Annotated in this window: 17 protein-coding genes; 8 read left to right on the top strand and 9 right to left on the bottom strand. The window is 41.7% G+C overall.

Annotated features, from left to right (window positions below):
- Nucleotides 1–606: SET domain-containing protein-lysine N-methyltransferase (locus TOL9009_RS42360; RefSeq protein WP_221928657.1), on the top strand; the 606-nt coding region annotated here is incomplete at its 5' end.
- Between the two features lie 133 nt (nt 607–739).
- Nucleotides 740–868 carry a hypothetical protein gene (locus TOL9009_RS49760; RefSeq protein WP_260675957.1) on the top strand — a complete coding sequence of 43 codons (129 nt, stop codon included), beginning with the start codon at nt 740–742 and terminating at the stop codon, nt 866–868.
- Between the two features lie 4 nt (nt 869–872).
- On the opposite strand, the gene trmB is transcribed toward TOL9009_RS49760, so the two are convergent.
- Nucleotides 873–1,547: a tRNA (guanosine(46)-N7)-methyltransferase TrmB gene (trmB, locus tag TOL9009_RS40780; RefSeq protein ID WP_051503142.1), complete on the bottom strand. Its 675-nt coding sequence runs from the start codon at nt 1,545–1,547 to the stop codon at nt 873–875.
- A 116-nt stretch (nt 1,548–1,663) separates the two neighbouring features.
- Nucleotides 1,664–2,164: a hypothetical protein gene (locus tag TOL9009_RS0128620; protein ID WP_029636741.1), complete on the bottom strand. Its 501-nt coding sequence runs from the start codon at nt 2,162–2,164 to the stop codon at nt 1,664–1,666.
- Nucleotides 2,165–2,679: 515 nt separating this feature from the next.
- Between TOL9009_RS0128620 and TOL9009_RS0128615 the strand changes: the two genes are divergently transcribed.
- Complete coding sequence (locus TOL9009_RS0128615) at nt 2,680–3,780, top strand: metallophosphoesterase family protein (RefSeq protein ID WP_029636739.1); 1,101 nt, start codon at nt 2,680–2,682, stop codon at nt 3,778–3,780.
- Nucleotides 3,781–3,935: 155 nt separating this feature from the next.
- Here the strand turns inward: TOL9009_RS0128615 and TOL9009_RS0128610 are convergent, their stop codons facing one another.
- A complete protein-coding gene (locus tag TOL9009_RS0128610) occupies nt 3,936–5,150 on the bottom strand; it encodes an FIST signal transduction protein (protein ID WP_029636737.1) in 1,215 nt (404 codons plus the stop codon).
- Nucleotides 5,151–6,174: 1,024 nt separating this feature from the next.
- On the opposite strand from TOL9009_RS0128610, the gene TOL9009_RS0128605 reads away from it, so the two are divergent.
- The 4 genes from TOL9009_RS0128605 (at nt 6,175) to guaA (ending at nt 9,673) form a co-directional block, all read left to right on the top strand.
- On the top strand, nt 6,175–6,420 hold the full coding sequence (locus TOL9009_RS0128605; RefSeq protein WP_029636735.1) for a Calvin cycle protein CP12: 246 nt from the start codon (nt 6,175–6,177) through the stop codon (nt 6,418–6,420).
- 238 nt (nt 6,421–6,658) lie between these two features.
- Nucleotides 6,659–7,255 (top strand): DUF3177 family protein, encoded by a 597-nt coding sequence (locus tag TOL9009_RS0128600; protein WP_029636733.1) that lies wholly within the window; start codon nt 6,659–6,661, stop codon nt 7,253–7,255.
- 117 nt (nt 7,256–7,372) lie between these two features.
- The gene (locus tag TOL9009_RS0128590) at nt 7,373–7,672 is read left to right on the top strand and encodes a DUF7734 family protein (protein ID WP_029636731.1); all 300 of its coding nucleotides are present in this window, start codon (nt 7,373–7,375) and stop codon (nt 7,670–7,672) included.
- 381 nt (nt 7,673–8,053) lie between these two features.
- Complete coding sequence (gene guaA / locus TOL9009_RS0128585) at nt 8,054–9,673, top strand: glutamine-hydrolyzing GMP synthase (protein ID WP_029636729.1); 1,620 nt, start codon at nt 8,054–8,056, stop codon at nt 9,671–9,673.
- Nucleotides 9,674–9,743: 70 nt separating this feature from the next.
- On the opposite strand, the gene TOL9009_RS0128580 is transcribed toward guaA, so the two are convergent.
- Both TOL9009_RS0128580 and TOL9009_RS0128575 read right to left on the bottom strand, forming a co-directional pair.
- Complete coding sequence (locus TOL9009_RS0128580; protein ID WP_029636727.1) at nt 9,744–10,157, bottom strand: globin family protein; 414 nt, start codon at nt 10,155–10,157, stop codon at nt 9,744–9,746.
- Between the two features lie 371 nt (nt 10,158–10,528).
- Nucleotides 10,529–11,416: a cation diffusion facilitator family transporter gene (locus TOL9009_RS0128575; RefSeq protein WP_029636725.1), complete on the bottom strand. Its 888-nt coding sequence runs from the start codon at nt 11,414–11,416 to the stop codon at nt 10,529–10,531.
- Nucleotides 11,417–12,088: 672 nt separating this feature from the next.
- Between TOL9009_RS0128575 and TOL9009_RS0128570 the strand changes: the two genes are divergently transcribed.
- A complete protein-coding gene (locus TOL9009_RS0128570) occupies nt 12,089–12,442 on the top strand; it encodes a hypothetical protein (RefSeq protein ID WP_029636724.1) in 354 nt (117 codons plus the stop codon).
- 601 nt (nt 12,443–13,043) lie between these two features.
- Here the strand turns inward: TOL9009_RS0128570 and TOL9009_RS0128565 are convergent.
- The 4 genes from TOL9009_RS0128565 to TOL9009_RS43950 form a co-directional block, all read right to left on the bottom strand.
- The gene (locus TOL9009_RS0128565) at nt 13,044–13,280 is read right to left on the bottom strand and encodes a DUF4327 family protein (RefSeq protein ID WP_029636722.1); all 237 of its coding nucleotides are present in this window, start codon (nt 13,278–13,280) and stop codon (nt 13,044–13,046) included.
- A gap of 333 nt (nt 13,281–13,613) precedes the next feature.
- Entirely contained in the window at nt 13,614–13,928 is a 315-nt protein-coding gene (locus TOL9009_RS46330) for a hypothetical protein (RefSeq protein WP_144238364.1), read from the bottom strand.
- A 593-nt stretch (nt 13,929–14,521) separates the two neighbouring features.
- Nucleotides 14,522–14,935 carry a 30S ribosome-binding factor RbfA gene (rbfA, locus tag TOL9009_RS0128560; protein WP_029636720.1) on the bottom strand — a complete coding sequence of 138 codons (414 nt, stop codon included), beginning with the start codon at nt 14,933–14,935 and terminating at the stop codon, nt 14,522–14,524.
- A gap of 99 nt (nt 14,936–15,034) precedes the next feature.
- A complete protein-coding gene (locus tag TOL9009_RS43950) occupies nt 15,035–15,241 on the bottom strand; it encodes a DUF751 family protein (protein ID WP_072022175.1) in 207 nt (68 codons plus the stop codon).
- Nucleotides 15,242–15,272: the final 31 nt, after the last annotated feature.

The following is a 15,272-nucleotide window of genomic DNA, read 5'->3' as shown; positions in this document are numbered from 1 at the left end:
ATTGTAAATTTTACAAGAAAGGCAGAAGTTCGAGGGCAGAAGGCACTTATGTTAGGAGTATCAATTAAAACTTACTTTGTGGGTTTAAAGCAGTTTAAACAAATAATTATACTCAAGATGGCTTGCACGGACGGTATAAAACGTCCTTGTTTCAATCCCACTATGAGTAAGGGTGGGTTGCCTTCTGCCTTCTGCCTCCAGCATAAGTGCCTTCTGAATACAAAAAAATTTGCCCAAGGGGAAACTGTTGTGGTGGGTATCGCAATTGAAGAAGTTCCCAAACGAACAATTTATTCCTTTCAGATGGATTTTAATTTGTATGTCAACCTAGATGAACCTGCTATCGTCATTAACCATTCTTGCAATCCAAATACTGGGGTAAGGAACAATCAGTTTGGAGGATATGACTTTGTTGCTTTGCACGATATAGAAGCAGGTGAAGAAATTAGCTGGGACTACGAAACCACTGAATATGAATCAATTGCTGTCCAACGTTGCTTGTGCGGATCTCTATCTTGTCGGGGGAAAACATTAGGATTTAAATTCCGGGAACAAATGTTGCGCGATCGCTACGGAGAGTACATTGCAGATTATCTCAAAAACTAAAGCAGATATGGTTTTGAAGTAAAATTGGCATCTATACTTCCGGAGAAATGACTCCAGAAATTCAACTGCTGGTTGCGATCGCACGGGTTTTGAGGTAGAGACTGGTAGCGGATTTTCGTCTAGCCATTCTTCGTTGCCAAGCCCTACAAAAGCTGGATTTTCGCGCTCCGCGATCGCACTACAAATTTTCATCAGATTCTTTCAGGTTAAAATCAACACCTTCGTAAATATCAGCGATCGCTATTTCCAAATCATAGCTTAGTAAGTTACAAATCCCGCTGTACGGGTGGAATATCCCCGTCGTTGCTAACTCTTGTAAACAAAGCCCGATAAACAGGTTCACCCCGCGACAGCACATATTCTTCCCTTTCTGTGGAGACTAGTAGCGGGTTTTCGGCTAACCATTCTTCAGCATGTTGTCTGACAAAAGCTGGATTTTCGCTAAAGCGATCGCACATTTCCTCAGCCACAAACTTAATATCCGATTGCAAAAATACCGTTCCCCCTAACGCGAGATAATTTGCCAATTCTGCCACTAATTCTGGTTGCACAACTCGTCTTTTAGCGTGACGGTTTTTAAACCACGGATCGGGAAATTGAATTGTGACGCGCTGTAGACTTTTATTAGGGAAAGAAGATAAAAGCGTCTGTGCCGAATTATTTACATTACAAAATAAATAATGCAAATTAGTTAAACCCAACTCATCTCGCAATTTATTCGCGTCAATTACCAACGTTTCGCGAATTTCCAAACCGAGAAAATTCCAGTTAGTTTCTAACTGTGCCATACTCAACAAAAACCGTCCCCGTGCAGAACCAATATCTAAATGAAGCGGTTGGTTTAGCTGGGCATAAACTTTTTCCCATTCTACAGGATTTGCTGGTGTTTTATACTTGTTTGCTAATGGGTTTACATGTTGACGGACTCGACGAACTCGCACAGATGCCAAAATTAACTCTCCTTTAACTATAGACACAAGATAGAACCGATATTTAAGGATAGAGCAACCGCAATTTATTTTGCTATTGGATGGGGGATGGGATACGATTCCAGAAATTATTCTCTAATAACTGATAGACTCAAGAATTCTCGAACTTGATCAGCGAGCGGTTCTAATAAAGTATTTCTGTAGTATTGTTGTGATAACAAAATATCTTTAGCATACCTCGTAACAAGCCAAAGTTCGTAATTTTCAAATACGCTTCCATAGGCAAAGCCTGTTCTTTTTCTCACCTCAACTGCTCGAATCTCTTGAAGTGGCAAATCCTTGATTTTGGTTTGTAATCCGTGAAATTTGATAGTTACCCTGCCGAGAGTTTTGTTAAAACTACAATCTTTAACTACATTACTCTTCCATACGTTTTGCAATGCTAGATAGAATACACCTGCTGTTAGGAGTAACAAGAGAAATCCCCACCATCCACCGCAACTAACAATAACACACGAGAAAACCATAAAAAATAGGCTACTAAAGAGGACACAAATCGTCTCAAACCAAAAATTTCTAGATGACTGGTGAAGCGTTAAAACATTGTTAGTTTGCTCTAAAATTCTCATTCGTTGAATCCCCTTACTGCTGTTGACGTGATTTCTCCTCTATAACCAAATTTCATTCAATTATTTGGGAATTTGATTGTTTATAATTCAATACGCTTGGTGTTAAGGATTTTTGGTACTGATTTTAGACCTGTAGAGACGCGATCGCGCGAAGTCTCTACGCTCGTATTTTCGGCTTAACTGAACGGTATTGGTCTATAATTAGTTGCCTCTGCGAGACATATACCTAACAATTGAGTTATAAGACGGTACGGTCTTCTGGTGTTAGCTTTATTCTTAATGGAGCAGGCATGGGTCGTCACTTAATTACACCACTCAATCTATTTTACGTTTTTTTAGATTGAGCTACTTAACAACCACAAATTACAAATTACCAATACCAATTACCAACCACCAATTACCCAATTTGTATATAAATATTAAGCGGGATCGCTTCTACGCAGCATGATAAAGCAAAGGTTATACTTTTCTCAAAAGAGCTTTTTTAGTTTGTTTTTAAGATTATACTTACATCAATGACTCTAAATTTTCGCTTTGCCGTAGTCAGCGACTTACACCTTGCGCTTCCCCACACAATCTGGAATCATCCCAGCCGTTTTCATTTGGTGGAAGTCGGCATCCCCGCGTTTGAAAGTGTACTAGAACACTTAACACAACTGAATTTAGATTTCCTCTTACTTCCAGGAGATTTAACCCAACACGGTGAACCAGAAAATCATATTTGGTTGCAAAAACGTTTGGCTAAGTTACCTTTTCCAGTCTACGTTGTTCCTGGCAATCATGATGTTCCTGTCCTCATAGCAGATGAACAATCAATTGGTTTTGCCGATTTCCCACTTTATTATCGCAAGTTTGGTTATGACGATCGCCAAGAACTTTACTACACTTGTCAGTTGTTACCTGGAGTCAGGCTCATTGGTCTAAATTCTAACTTATTTAATGACCAAGGTGAGCAGGTAGGGCGTTTAGATATCCAACAACTAAATTGGTTAGAAGAGGTGTTAGCAGCTGCAAATGATGAATTAGTATTGGTAATGGTGCATCACAATGTTGTTGAGCATTTGCCTAACCAATCGCGTCACCCAATGGCAAATCGCTATATGTTGGAAAATGCACCACAATTGTTGCAGATACTAAAGCGCTACAAAGTTAGTTTAGTATTTACAGGACATTTGCACGTTCAGGATGTTGCTTACTCAGAAGGAGTATACGACATTACCACAGGTTCTTTAGTCAGCTATCCACATCCTTATCGGGTGTTAGAGTTTCATCGGGATAATTACGGAAGAGATTGGTTGCAAATTGCTTCGCATCGAGTGGAATCAGTACCAGGTTTCCCGAAATTGCAACAAACCTCACGAAAATGGATGGGCGATCGCTCTGTTCCCTTTTTACTCAAACTGCTAACTTTGCCTCCATTAAACTTACCATCAGCCCAGGCAGAAGAACTAGCCCCGAATTTGCGGGACTTTTGGGCAAATATTGCCGCCGGCGATGCTTTATTTGACTACAACAATTTTCCCCCAGAAGTAAGCCGCTACTTTGAAAAATATGGCGCGATCGCTACTTCTGGCACACCTGCCCTTATAGATAACAACAGCACCCTGCTGCTTTAAGGGACTGGGGACTGGGGACTGGGGACTAGGGACTAGGGAGAGGGGAGAGTGGAGGAGCGGGGGAAGATGACAGAGATGAGGAAGTAAATTCTTCCTAGTCCCCCTTGTCCCCTAGTCCCCCTTGTCCCCAGTCCCTAATCCCTAATCCCTAATCCCTACTCCCCAGTCCCTAGTGCGCGGCAAATTCCAAACACTGAAGTGTAACCGTGGAAAAACGTACTACCAGCAACAGGACCAATTTCGCCACTGCAAAAAAATCCACCTATGGGAATATCGTTGAGATAGCGCCTAAATAGTTGAGAATCAAAATTAGGTTTGCCGTAGAGTCCTTCACCTCGTCCCAAACAAGAAAACATCAACGCTGCAACCGCAGAGGGTTCAGAGGCGCTTTGGTCTTGATACTGTTGTAAAAGTAATTCTAAGTCCTCAGCAGAGGCTTCAGCATCGCGCAGATGGAATTGCAAGCGCTGTCCTGGACGAACGCGATCGCCAATTGCGATCGCTCCTGCTGATGGATCTACACCTAAAATACCGCGAATTAAAAAATCTCCCTGCTGTAAAGCCACTTTAAACTCATCCATTGCCACACCGACAAATAATGAGTTTTGTGCCAGCATTCTATCTGCATCGCTAAGACTGCCGATCAAATCTCTTAACACTACCAGCGGCACTTGTTCATCAAGTTCGATGATGATATTGCGATCGGCTTTTGTTACTTGTAAAGGCTTGCCAATCGGTCGGCATCCTTGCGCCACAATAGTTTCTAAAACAATATTCCCAGTCAAAGCCAAGCCAACCGTTCCTTCACGATACAAGCGATCGTTACAAAATAGCGCAATCCGACCACCACCACCGCTAGCCTGTCCCCCCACCGTCACCGATCCCGGATAACCAAAGTCCAGCCCCTGCAATAAATCATTAATTCCCGAAGAAAACGAACCAGACAGCAAGATAAACTGGGGTGTCTCAGATGAAGGTACACCCACCAAATCAACCCAAGCATTTGGTGGACCATCCAAATCGGGTAATTCTTCCCCAACAATATGAAACGGTTGAATATTCACCCCAGGAAGGTGCGCCAAAGTCAAGCTCAAAGCTGGGGAAGCTTCTAATTCTTGAGTTTGTCCCTCCATAGTCGTACCAATGACACCGCCACCACTACAGCCAATTAACACACGTACTGAAAGTTTCTCAGCCAGCAAAGGCAAAAGCCGAGAATATTCACTCGTAAAAGCAGACGAAATGAAAACCAGCCCTAGATCCGCAGGCGCTGTTAACGACGAGACAGCGCGTTGTACCACATCTGCAACAGCTGCTTCTAAAGAAGGACGGGTTGATAGGGCATTTGCCCACTGCATTTGGTCTGCCATTAGTTTTCGGCTCTTTCTGTATTTAGGCTAGTGAAGTACCTACACTGTATACGAAGTATCAGTGTAGGCTTCCCGTCTCACTCGCGGTTGCCTCGTTAAACTTGTGTTTAATTTGGTCTTACACAGCGTCTCTGGTCTTACGACCTTTATCTCCTCAAGGGAGAACCCAGGCAGCCACCCATCTTCCATAGGTAGTTTAATTTTTGTGTCTACAACATTCCTTGGATTTACTGCAATGGCATACCTGCTAGAAATGTTCCTTCCCCGAACAAGGAATGTTGCACACGTCTAGTCTTACTACTTTAAAGTTAGCCTTTATGTTCCATAGAGTCGGGCGGGTCATCGACCAAACTAATCTTACCGAAAAATCGTGTTGACATCAATATGACAGATACTTCAAGCCCGGTGAAGTTAGTTTCGTCGCTCTTTATTTTCTACACTTTTACCCCCTCATAAAGGTGGAGGTCTCCCCCAAGGGGAGGTCACAATCCTCCTCTAAATTCTTTCCCATGAACCCATGAACCCATGAACCCCTTTAACATGAGTCCCCTATAAGTGAACCCTTTTCCCCCCTCAAGTTGCCCCATGCCCCATGCCCCATTCCCATCCTCTACTAAGTAGATAAGTACGATAAAAGCTAACTACGTCCGAAGCGAACGTAACGAAGTGAAGTGTTCGCGTTGGCAAAGCCTCTCGCAGAGAAGCGTCTCCGACAGGAGAAGCAATCACAAGGGTTTCGAGGGTTTTACATTTCGTTACATAGGTAGGTTTATTTGTGCCTACCTACTTATATGCATTTAATATTGTATAATTCCTCTTTTATAGTAAAAGCTCCGCAAAATCTTAAAAGATAAAAGTAAATCCAGTATGGATTGCGGAGTTTGCTGTAATAGTAGTGGATTATCAGGCTAAAAAACTAACTTTAACAGCTAAGTGGCTAGCGTGGTGAGCAATAATCCAAAAAAAACTGCAATTTTAAACTTTTTCTATACTGGTATTAAGAACACATAACGAGAATAAAGCAATGACCAACATCTCAGAAACAGCTAAATCCGACATCCAAGCGCAAATTAACGAAGAGGTTGAGCAAGCTCGTACTGTCTGTGACATTTCAGGCACTAATTCCGCCGAATGTGCTGCGGCTTGGGATGCAGTAGAAGAACTGCAAGCCGAAGCCTCTCACCAGCGGCAAAATAAGAAGAAAAACTCCTTAGAGCAGTACTGTGATGACAACCCAGAAGCAATTGAGTGTCGAATTGACGACAACTAACAATTAGACATCAGGAGTGGAAAAGATGTACAAGACGTAGCAATGCTACGTCTTCTAAGGGTTCTGGGTAACGCATAATTAATTTCCGCTCCTATCTCCTATGTCTATTGGGAAAGCGAGTTTTTCGCTCTTTGTGGGCAAGCAACTGACCAAACTCTCTCTTACCTGCTAGAAGTTTCTGCTAGATATTAAATATAGGGTCTGCAAGTTGCTTGTTTTTTTGTCAACTGAGAAAATTATGGTTAATGAAGTTTGGTTTCGCCCGTTAGTGTGGATAGACTACCGTCTAGCGGTATTATTCACAGTTATTATTCCTCTAATTCTTCTAATTTGGGCGTTTGTGCAAAAAGCAGAAGCGATACAACGCTTGTTAATCATTTACTGGCGAGTATCGAGTCTGTTAGCAATCTCAGTTTACTTGATGATTGGTGGGTTCGGGGTAAGTTTTATCTCAAGCTTGATGGCTCGTATCTTGATTCCGATTTCGTTATGGTTCTGGATAGATCTCAACGATGAAATTGAATATACTCTAAGTGGTATTTTAAAGCTGATTTTTACTTGTTGGCGCTGGGCTGTAAGTGTTTATTGTGCCTTGGGTGCTTTAGCTACTCTGCCTTTTTTAGGTTGTGCTTTTTCGGCAAATGCCTTCGCTACCCCCTATTGTCGCGTCTGGGCAGAAGCACCGTTATTGTTTAAAGAATATTTTCATCCCAATAGCAAGCCGGGATTTTTGGGCTTTCTTGCCATAGTTGGTTTAATAATTTATGTGGTTTGCTTAGGCTACTTTGTCTTAATTAAGCTAGGCAAGCAGGGGCGATCGGCTACACAACAATGAAGAAGGGGAAAGGGGAAAGGGGAAAGGGGAAGAAAAAATCCTTCCCCATTAGACACAAAGAATGTAGAGACGTAGCAGTGCTACGTCTTGTAGGGGTTCTGGATAATGCGATAATGTATGCCAAATTTTATCGGTAAGCGCCTGGAACAATATACTACCAAACGCCCCCAAGAAGTCTTAGTTGTAACGGCAGAAGTTGCTGGTGAGCAAGACAAAATAGTTATATTTAAAGGGTTTTCTAGTTCTTTGACCCGCTCAACTGCATTCGATCCGGATGTACCTGTATTGCCAGATGAAGCGAAAATTGAGAGTATCGACCGAGTCGCGAGTCCTTACAATCCCCAAATGCCTAACTATATTCAACAAGGACTGTCTTGGGAAGTTATGCAAATTTTCTTGTCAGAGGTGGGAGTTTAAGGGGTTTCGTTGAAGGGAGAATTTCTCTATTCCGCAATCCTACTAAGACAAAGCGATCGCACCGAATCACACTACACAGCAGCGAGAAGAGCGCGCTTGTTATCATTAAAAGAAAAAATACTTGTATCCGATTGACAAAATTATGTTAATTTATTATGAATAATCATAAATAAATTCCAATCAATTCATATTTTTTGTAGTACCCACTATCGGTTAGACTTCTCTTCTTAATCCCATTTGCCCATTACTTAGCCAGACAAACGCGAACCAGAGCGCCTTTGTTCAGGATTTTCTTACCTTAAAAGCCCATTTATCTGCAAAAATCTCTCAATTAAGACCAGAGAGCCACAATTATTCATCACATCTACCACTTTTGCCATCATGAATACAGCGGTGATACCTACAGAACAAGCGCCTCAGAAAGTTAAGTCTTATGGACGGCTTGATCGGCAAATTATTTTGATTCTCGATTTCGGCTCTCAGTATTCTGAGTTGATCGCCCGTCGCATCCGCGAAACACAAGTATACTCGGAAGTTGTTTCTTATCGAACCACAGCAGAACAATTGCGCGAACTAGATCCCAAGGGAATAATCCTTTCCGGGGGACCAAATTCAGTATATGACAACTACGCTCCCCATTGTGACCCAGAAATTTGGAATTTGGGAATTCCCATTTTAGGTGTGTGCTATGGAATGCAATTGATGGTAAACCAGCTTGGTGGCGAAGTATTAAAAGCTGACCGGGGTGAGTATGGCAAATCATCGCTATACATAGATGATCCAACAGATTTACTGACTAATGTCCAAGATGGCACAACCATGTGGATGAGCCACGGTGACTCAGTTACGAAAATGCCGCCTGGATTTGAATTGCTGGCACACACTGAGAATACGCCCTGTGCAGCCATTGCCAACCACACGAAAAAACTTTACGGTGTCCAGTTTCACCCAGAAGTGGTGCATTCTCTAGGGGGTTTAGCATTAATACGTAATTTTGTATACCACATATGTGAGTGTGAACCAACTTGGACAACCGCCGCTTTTGTGGAAGAAGCGATTCGCGAAATTCGCGCCAAAGTAGGCGACAAACGAGTGCTGTTGGCGCTTTCTGGAGGCGTGGATTCTTCGACGCTGGCGTTTTTGATGTATAAAGCGATCGGCGATCGCCTGACTTGCGTGTTTATCGACCAAGGCTTTATGCGGAAGTTAGAGCCTGAGCGATTGCTGAAATTATTTAAAGAGCAGTTTCACATTCCCGTAGAGTATGTAAATGCACGCGATCGCTTCCTCAACGCTCTTAATGGTGTCACCGATCCAGAAGAAAAACGCCGTCGCATCGGACACGAATTTATTCGTGAATTTGAAGAAACATCCAGACGCCTGGGTCATTTTGACTATCTAGCTCAAGGTACACTTTATCCAGATGTCATCGAATCGGCTGGTACCAACGTCGATCCGCAAACAGGCGAACGAGTCGCGGTAAAAATTAAGAGCCATCACAACGTCGGCGGTTTACCGAAAGATTTGCGATTCAAACTCGTAGAACCCCTGCGGAAACTATTTAAAGATGAAGTCCGCAAAGTTGGGCGATCTATTGGCTTACCAGAAGAAATTGTCCAACGCCATCCTTTCCCAGGTCCCGGTTTGGCGATTCGCATTATTGGCGAAGTCACCGCTGAACGGTTAAATATTTTGCGCGACGCTGATTTGATTGTGCGGCAAGAAATTAACCAACGCGGCTTGTATCATGATTATTGGCAAACCTTTGCCGTATTGCTACCAATCAAGAGTGTCGGGGTAATGGGCGATCAGCGTACTTATGCTTACCCAATTGTCTTGCGGATTGTACAAAGTGAAGATGGTATGACCGCTGATTGGGCGCGTGTGCCTTACGATGTGTTGGAAGCGATTTCTAACCGGATTGTCAATGAAGTCAAAGGTGTGAATCGGGTGGTTTATGACATCACCTCCAAGCCACCTGGAACCATTGAGTGGGAATAATAAAAGCAGAAAAAGTAATAAAGTAGGGTGGCATTGCCCACCTTATTTCTTTTCACTTTGCGAAATTTAATCAAGAAACTTCCTTTGCCCCTTCTAACATAATGCTAGCGATCGCATCATAAGCATCAAACCAAGACTGTTCTACCTCACTCGTCCAGTTTGCTCCCAGATAAAATTCAAAGGTCTTCAATAGTGATGCACCCACCATTGGATAATATTCTTGGATAGTGCCATATTTAAGATGCCTTGCCCCCATTTCCTTCAATGCATTATTTAGCACATCTAGTTGACGGAGGTTTTCAACTACCAATACTAAAGCTTTTATGATATGCTTCCGCTGCTCGCTCATGTCAGTATGTGCAAACAACGGCTGAACTTGAGGGTAATCAGTAAACAGATTTTGATAGAAGCTCGCTGCAAAGTCTGGGGCTAATGGTTTGACTTGAGCAAAACTGTTTTCTAAAGCTTCGACATTTAAAGTCATTCTACTGGTACTGTTTTTAACGGGTTACTAGGAAGAATTATGCGTCTCCCAAAAGCCATACTCTGATTGTCTTTATCTTTCTTAATGTAACTTCGACTTATACCAATTCTTTATGAGGCTGCGCTTAATAACCCGACGAGTAAACTCGCGGCTAAACGAACGAAGCCCACCTGCGTGGGCTAAATTAGGCGCATCTTCACACAGAAATGGTATTAGTACAGAATTTCGCTTTTTTCGTAGCAAATCCTCTTAAAAAAACTCTGCGTCACTTTGCGTTTACCTCCGCGTTCCTCTGCGTTAAAAAACGCGCTCGTTCTTATGCGATCGCTGTACTTCGTTTGGACATATTTGAGTTGAGCCTCAATTTGCGCTCAAAAGCTAATTCGCTCAGATTTGTAAGAGGGTGGTTCAACGTGAATTAAAATTCTGACTGGGCTAAAGCGTTCTTCTAAACGCTTTTCTACTTCCTCGGTGATGTGGTGTGCGGTTTCAACATCTGGGGAATCTACGATTAAATGCATTTCGATGAAGACTTGACGACCAAGAACACCGCGAGAAGCGATATCGTGACAATTAAGAACACCAGGTACAGAAAGAGCGATATCATAAATTGCTTCTGGTGCGATCGCCATTTCATCCACCAGCCAAGGTAAATTGTCTTTTAAAACTGACCAGCCACTCCAAAATACCAACAAAGCGACGGGAAAGGCTAAAACCAAATCTAGCCATTGATAACCCAACCAAACGCCAATTAAACCACCTATTACACTAATTGTTACCCAAACATCGCTCATGGTATGTTGGGCATCGGCAATCAAGATAGGACTACCTACTCGCTTACCCACATGGCGTTCATAAAAAGCTACGAAAATATTCACGCCCAGTACAAGCAGTAATAACCACAGTTCTGATTGTGATATTTTTACTAAGCTCCTCCCTTTAATAATTCCTTCAATTGCCCCTTGGAGAATTTCAAAGCAGGCTATTCCCAGAAAAGCGGAAATTCCCAAAGCACCCAAAGCTTCAAATTTTAGATGTCCGTAGGGATGTTCGCGATCGGGTTTTGGGGAAGAAAACCTAATCGCAATCAATCCTAAAATGTTGTTGGCGCTATCGGTAACGCTATGTAAAGCATCAGCTTGCAAACTGAGAGAACCTGTCAACGTTCCAACTACCGCTTTCAATATCATTACAAACAAGTTTAGTAGCAGGGTGATAATTAACACCCTTCGCACCGTGGCACGATTATCGTATGTCATAGACTTTTTTAGAATTATCTTCTATGACCTCTAATGTAAAACTTAAAACACGAATTTAATGTATCAATCTCTTACGCAGTAAAGATTGTATATCTCTATAAACTCAACTGATTACGCTTCTTTATTGACATCAATTTTAACTAAAATTAGCTACAAGCCTGATAACTGTTACTATTTACTTTTTCTAGGCAAGTGTTTCTTTTTGTCATTAACACCAAGAATATTTCATGAAAAATCATTCTTTAGTGGTATTGTTGACATTTATTGATACTCCCCGCGATAAATCGACGGGGATTCTTGAATCTAAGACATAACTTGCTCATGCAGGTTTGCACCAACAAGAGTAATATTTACGGGGGGTTAAAAAGAACGGAGCCGTTTTTCATCCCCGCATCTATTGCACAGAATGCGGTACTACGTACCTGTTCTTCCGGGGCGCATCATTCTTCCCCGCTTTTCCTTGTAAGTTCACACCATAAGCGTCAAAATTAACTTGGTATGCAAGGTTTTCTCTAAACCATAGAAACCAAAATTAGACACAAGAAGTAGAAATGCAACGTCTAATCAAGGGTTTTGGGTAACGCATAATAAAAAAGCGGTCGATGTCTATTAAAAAAAAGCCGATCGCACTGGAAAATATTATTTGTAGCAAAATGTTGTCATAAATAGCTCATGTCCCCAAACAATCTAACATTGAACCTGATTGAAGGTTCTGTCTCTTTTAGTTTTTCACCTCTTGCAGCACGGGAATTAAAAGCAGCGATCGATCAATTGATGGAAAGCCTCAAAGCTGTTTCTACTAAAAGCGCTTCTAATGCAGGTAAAGTTACTCCCCAGCGTCCGATGGAATATCGTTACACGGGAGAGGTATTTTTAGAGATTTTTTGTAATCCCAATATCTGGGCTACACCCTTCGCGGCTAAAGTCCTGCTTACCATTCGTGATGCGAGTATCCGTCTGACGACAGAAGCGGAACTCACCCGCCTCATTGAAGATGTGAATCAGTATTTAGAGCAAGTGGGTTAGTAGGAGGGTGGGGGGGGTCTCCCCGCTTTCCCAACGTGGCGTTTAAAAGGTAGTATTTAGCAGAACAACCAACAAACAACTAACAACGCTCTAAAAAAATAAGTGATGAAAAATCACCGGAGCAGTTTCATATTATAAACCGCCCCGGTAATTTAATTAACAAATTATATTCTAGGTGTTGTACTGGATGTGCTGCAATTGCCGTGCCTTCACACTCTTGCAAGGTTATCCCCCCCTTTTGACCAGGAAGAGGCTTTTTCAAAGAGAAAATGCCTTGTCAACATCCGAATCGTAGTGCAGCCTGTACTAACCTTTAAGCGCTTCTCCAAGACACTTGGCAAGTGTGTTTCAACAGACGCTTAAGAAGTTTCCATCAACGAAACCTCTTGGGGCTATAGAGGCGATCGCGCTACTTGACACTTTTGTATAAATTAGACTAAGCGAGTTTCTGTAATGATGGAATTGAGCGGCATGGATCGCTTTAGACCGATTATCAGCAGAGAATATCCTTGACTATTAACCCTTAAATGTTCTGTTGTCAGATCCGCACATCCATTCAGACACTTTCATTTCAAAAACTGAGGATTACAACAAAAACCCATTAATCGTTTTCCCATTTTTCACGACCAATCAAATCGCCGATGCGATCGCGCAGTAAAAAATCACATTTTTCTAATTCGCATTCCACGCAAACCCACTCTCTCGCAGGGATGTATTGGCAGAGTGTGTATATTGGCTGTTGTCGGCTGACCATCCCTTTTTGCACCAGTCGGCGTGCTTCGTCTTGGATGATATCCAGAGAGTAGTAATTAATAGAAGGCACCGTATTGATACTCATGGTTTTAACTCACAAAGTTACACTTAATTGGTATTCCTAAGTTTTCCTAGGAACGAAGACCACAAGGATTAATCTTGTGGCTGGGCTTTTGTATTTTGGTATACGGAACTATTTACATTTTGACGCTATACATCCTCAAATTATCTAAAGAAATGTTAAGAAAGTCAAGTATTCGTGACTTTTACTTTGAATGCGTCTCAAAAAATAGTACCCCGGTAATTATAGTAACGTCTTTATCAAAAGTGCAAATTCTTTTGAAAAGGTTTAAAAGCTTTGTAGAAGAATGCTTTCATCTCTGATTTGGTAAAAGTTATTAGTTCCTTGGCAAGTTATTTAAATATCAAATGATGTACTTAAAGTAGTGCCTGAGACTGATAAAATCCTTTTTCGGTGAAACAGACCTGAAATATTTAGCAGAAGCGAGGGTATAAACTGTTGCAAAGTATAACGGCTAAAGTACACCACGAAAGCCTTTGAATAACTATTTGTTAATAATTTATTCAGTAAATATACATATGTGAATTGACCTTCAGGAATGTAGAAAAAAACATTGGTTTTGGTAAAAAACTGTAACAATGTTGGATGATTTGCTTTTAGGTTAACACTGGTTTGGGTGTGGCGATCGCTATTTTGAGTTATGTATAGCATTTGGTATAGCTTCCTTAATTGCTTGGGTGGCTTGAAGTGAAAAAATCTAATGGCAAAAGCTGATTTCTGACAATTAGATTGTGTAAATGAATACTGTAGGATATATAAATATTGCATTGATAAGTTTTATCGATAAAAGAGGTACTGAATCATTAATTATTTTGATTTTGTTACGAAACCTTAACAAAGTCAAAAGGGTGTTTTTTTGCTATTCTCCCTTGCCCGACCAATAGCGAATGATGTTTAATTTAACGACCTACCTACCATATCTAGGCAACTAGGCATAGTCATATTTAAGCAAATGTAAAGCGATCGCATCTGTAAAGTGTTTAGCTGATTTCCTGGAAGTAATTGTTGTTCAAATCACATTGTCAATTCAGTTACAGAGATACCCGGTGAAGTTTCCCGCCATAATTTAAAACCCCTCAGGCTAATTGAGTATTGATTACCCAATTAAACTGAGGGGATATTAGAGAAGTGCATACTTTCGCCAATTTATCAATAGACATCGACCGAATTTAATCATACGTTATCTGATCCCAAGAGACGTAGCACTGCTACGTCTCTACATTCATTTTCAACATAATGGCGGGTCAATCGGGAAAATCATCATCTTCATCGGTGCTGTCGTCTGATGCCTGACTTTCAGATGGACGGTTATTCTCTAATTGGTTTAATAAGGACAGCACCTTATTACCGCGTTCAATTGAGCGATCTTCCACAAAAACCACCTCTGGGGTGCGACGCAGACGCACCCTGGCACCAAGTTCGCTGCGAACGTAACCTGTTGCTGATTTTAATCCTGCCATTGTTTCTACTTTGGCTTCGTCACTACCATAAATGCTGACGTAAATTTTGGCGTGTTGCAAATCGCCAGAAACATCAACATCGGTAACACTTACCATTCCTGTGCCTACACGGTCATCCTTAATGCCACTGAGCAGCATTTGGCTAACTTCCCGTTTAATTAATTCAGCAACGCGGGAAACACGGCGAGTTGTAGCCATAGATATTATGCCTCCTCACAGAGGTTCAACTAAACAAATAGAATACTAAAGAAAGTTGCGATCGCCATCTTGACCCTACAAGCAACGTATGCTCATGGTCTAAATTGTACTGAAGCCCAGCATTGCCCGTAGGGTAAGAGTCACGAAAACGAGACTACCGAAAATTAAGCCGAAAACAGCGATCGCAGTCACTGGGTTTTTAAACAACGACACTAATGGTTCAAACGTGTTCAGCAATACGCCTAAGAGGGTAGTAAGAAAGTAGCGGAAGTAACGTAAGATGTTTTCCCAAAATCCATCAAACATTTTAATTTATACTGCCTTGTTATAAACTATA

The sequence above is a fragment of the [Scytonema hofmanni] UTEX 2349 genome (genome assembly GCF_000582685.1).
GTDB classification, from domain to species: domain Bacteria; phylum Cyanobacteriota; class Cyanobacteriia; order Cyanobacteriales; family Nostocaceae; genus Hassallia; species Hassallia hofmanni.
Note: the sequence above shows the minus strand (reverse complement) of the source record. Positions and strands in the feature narration are given on the sequence as shown.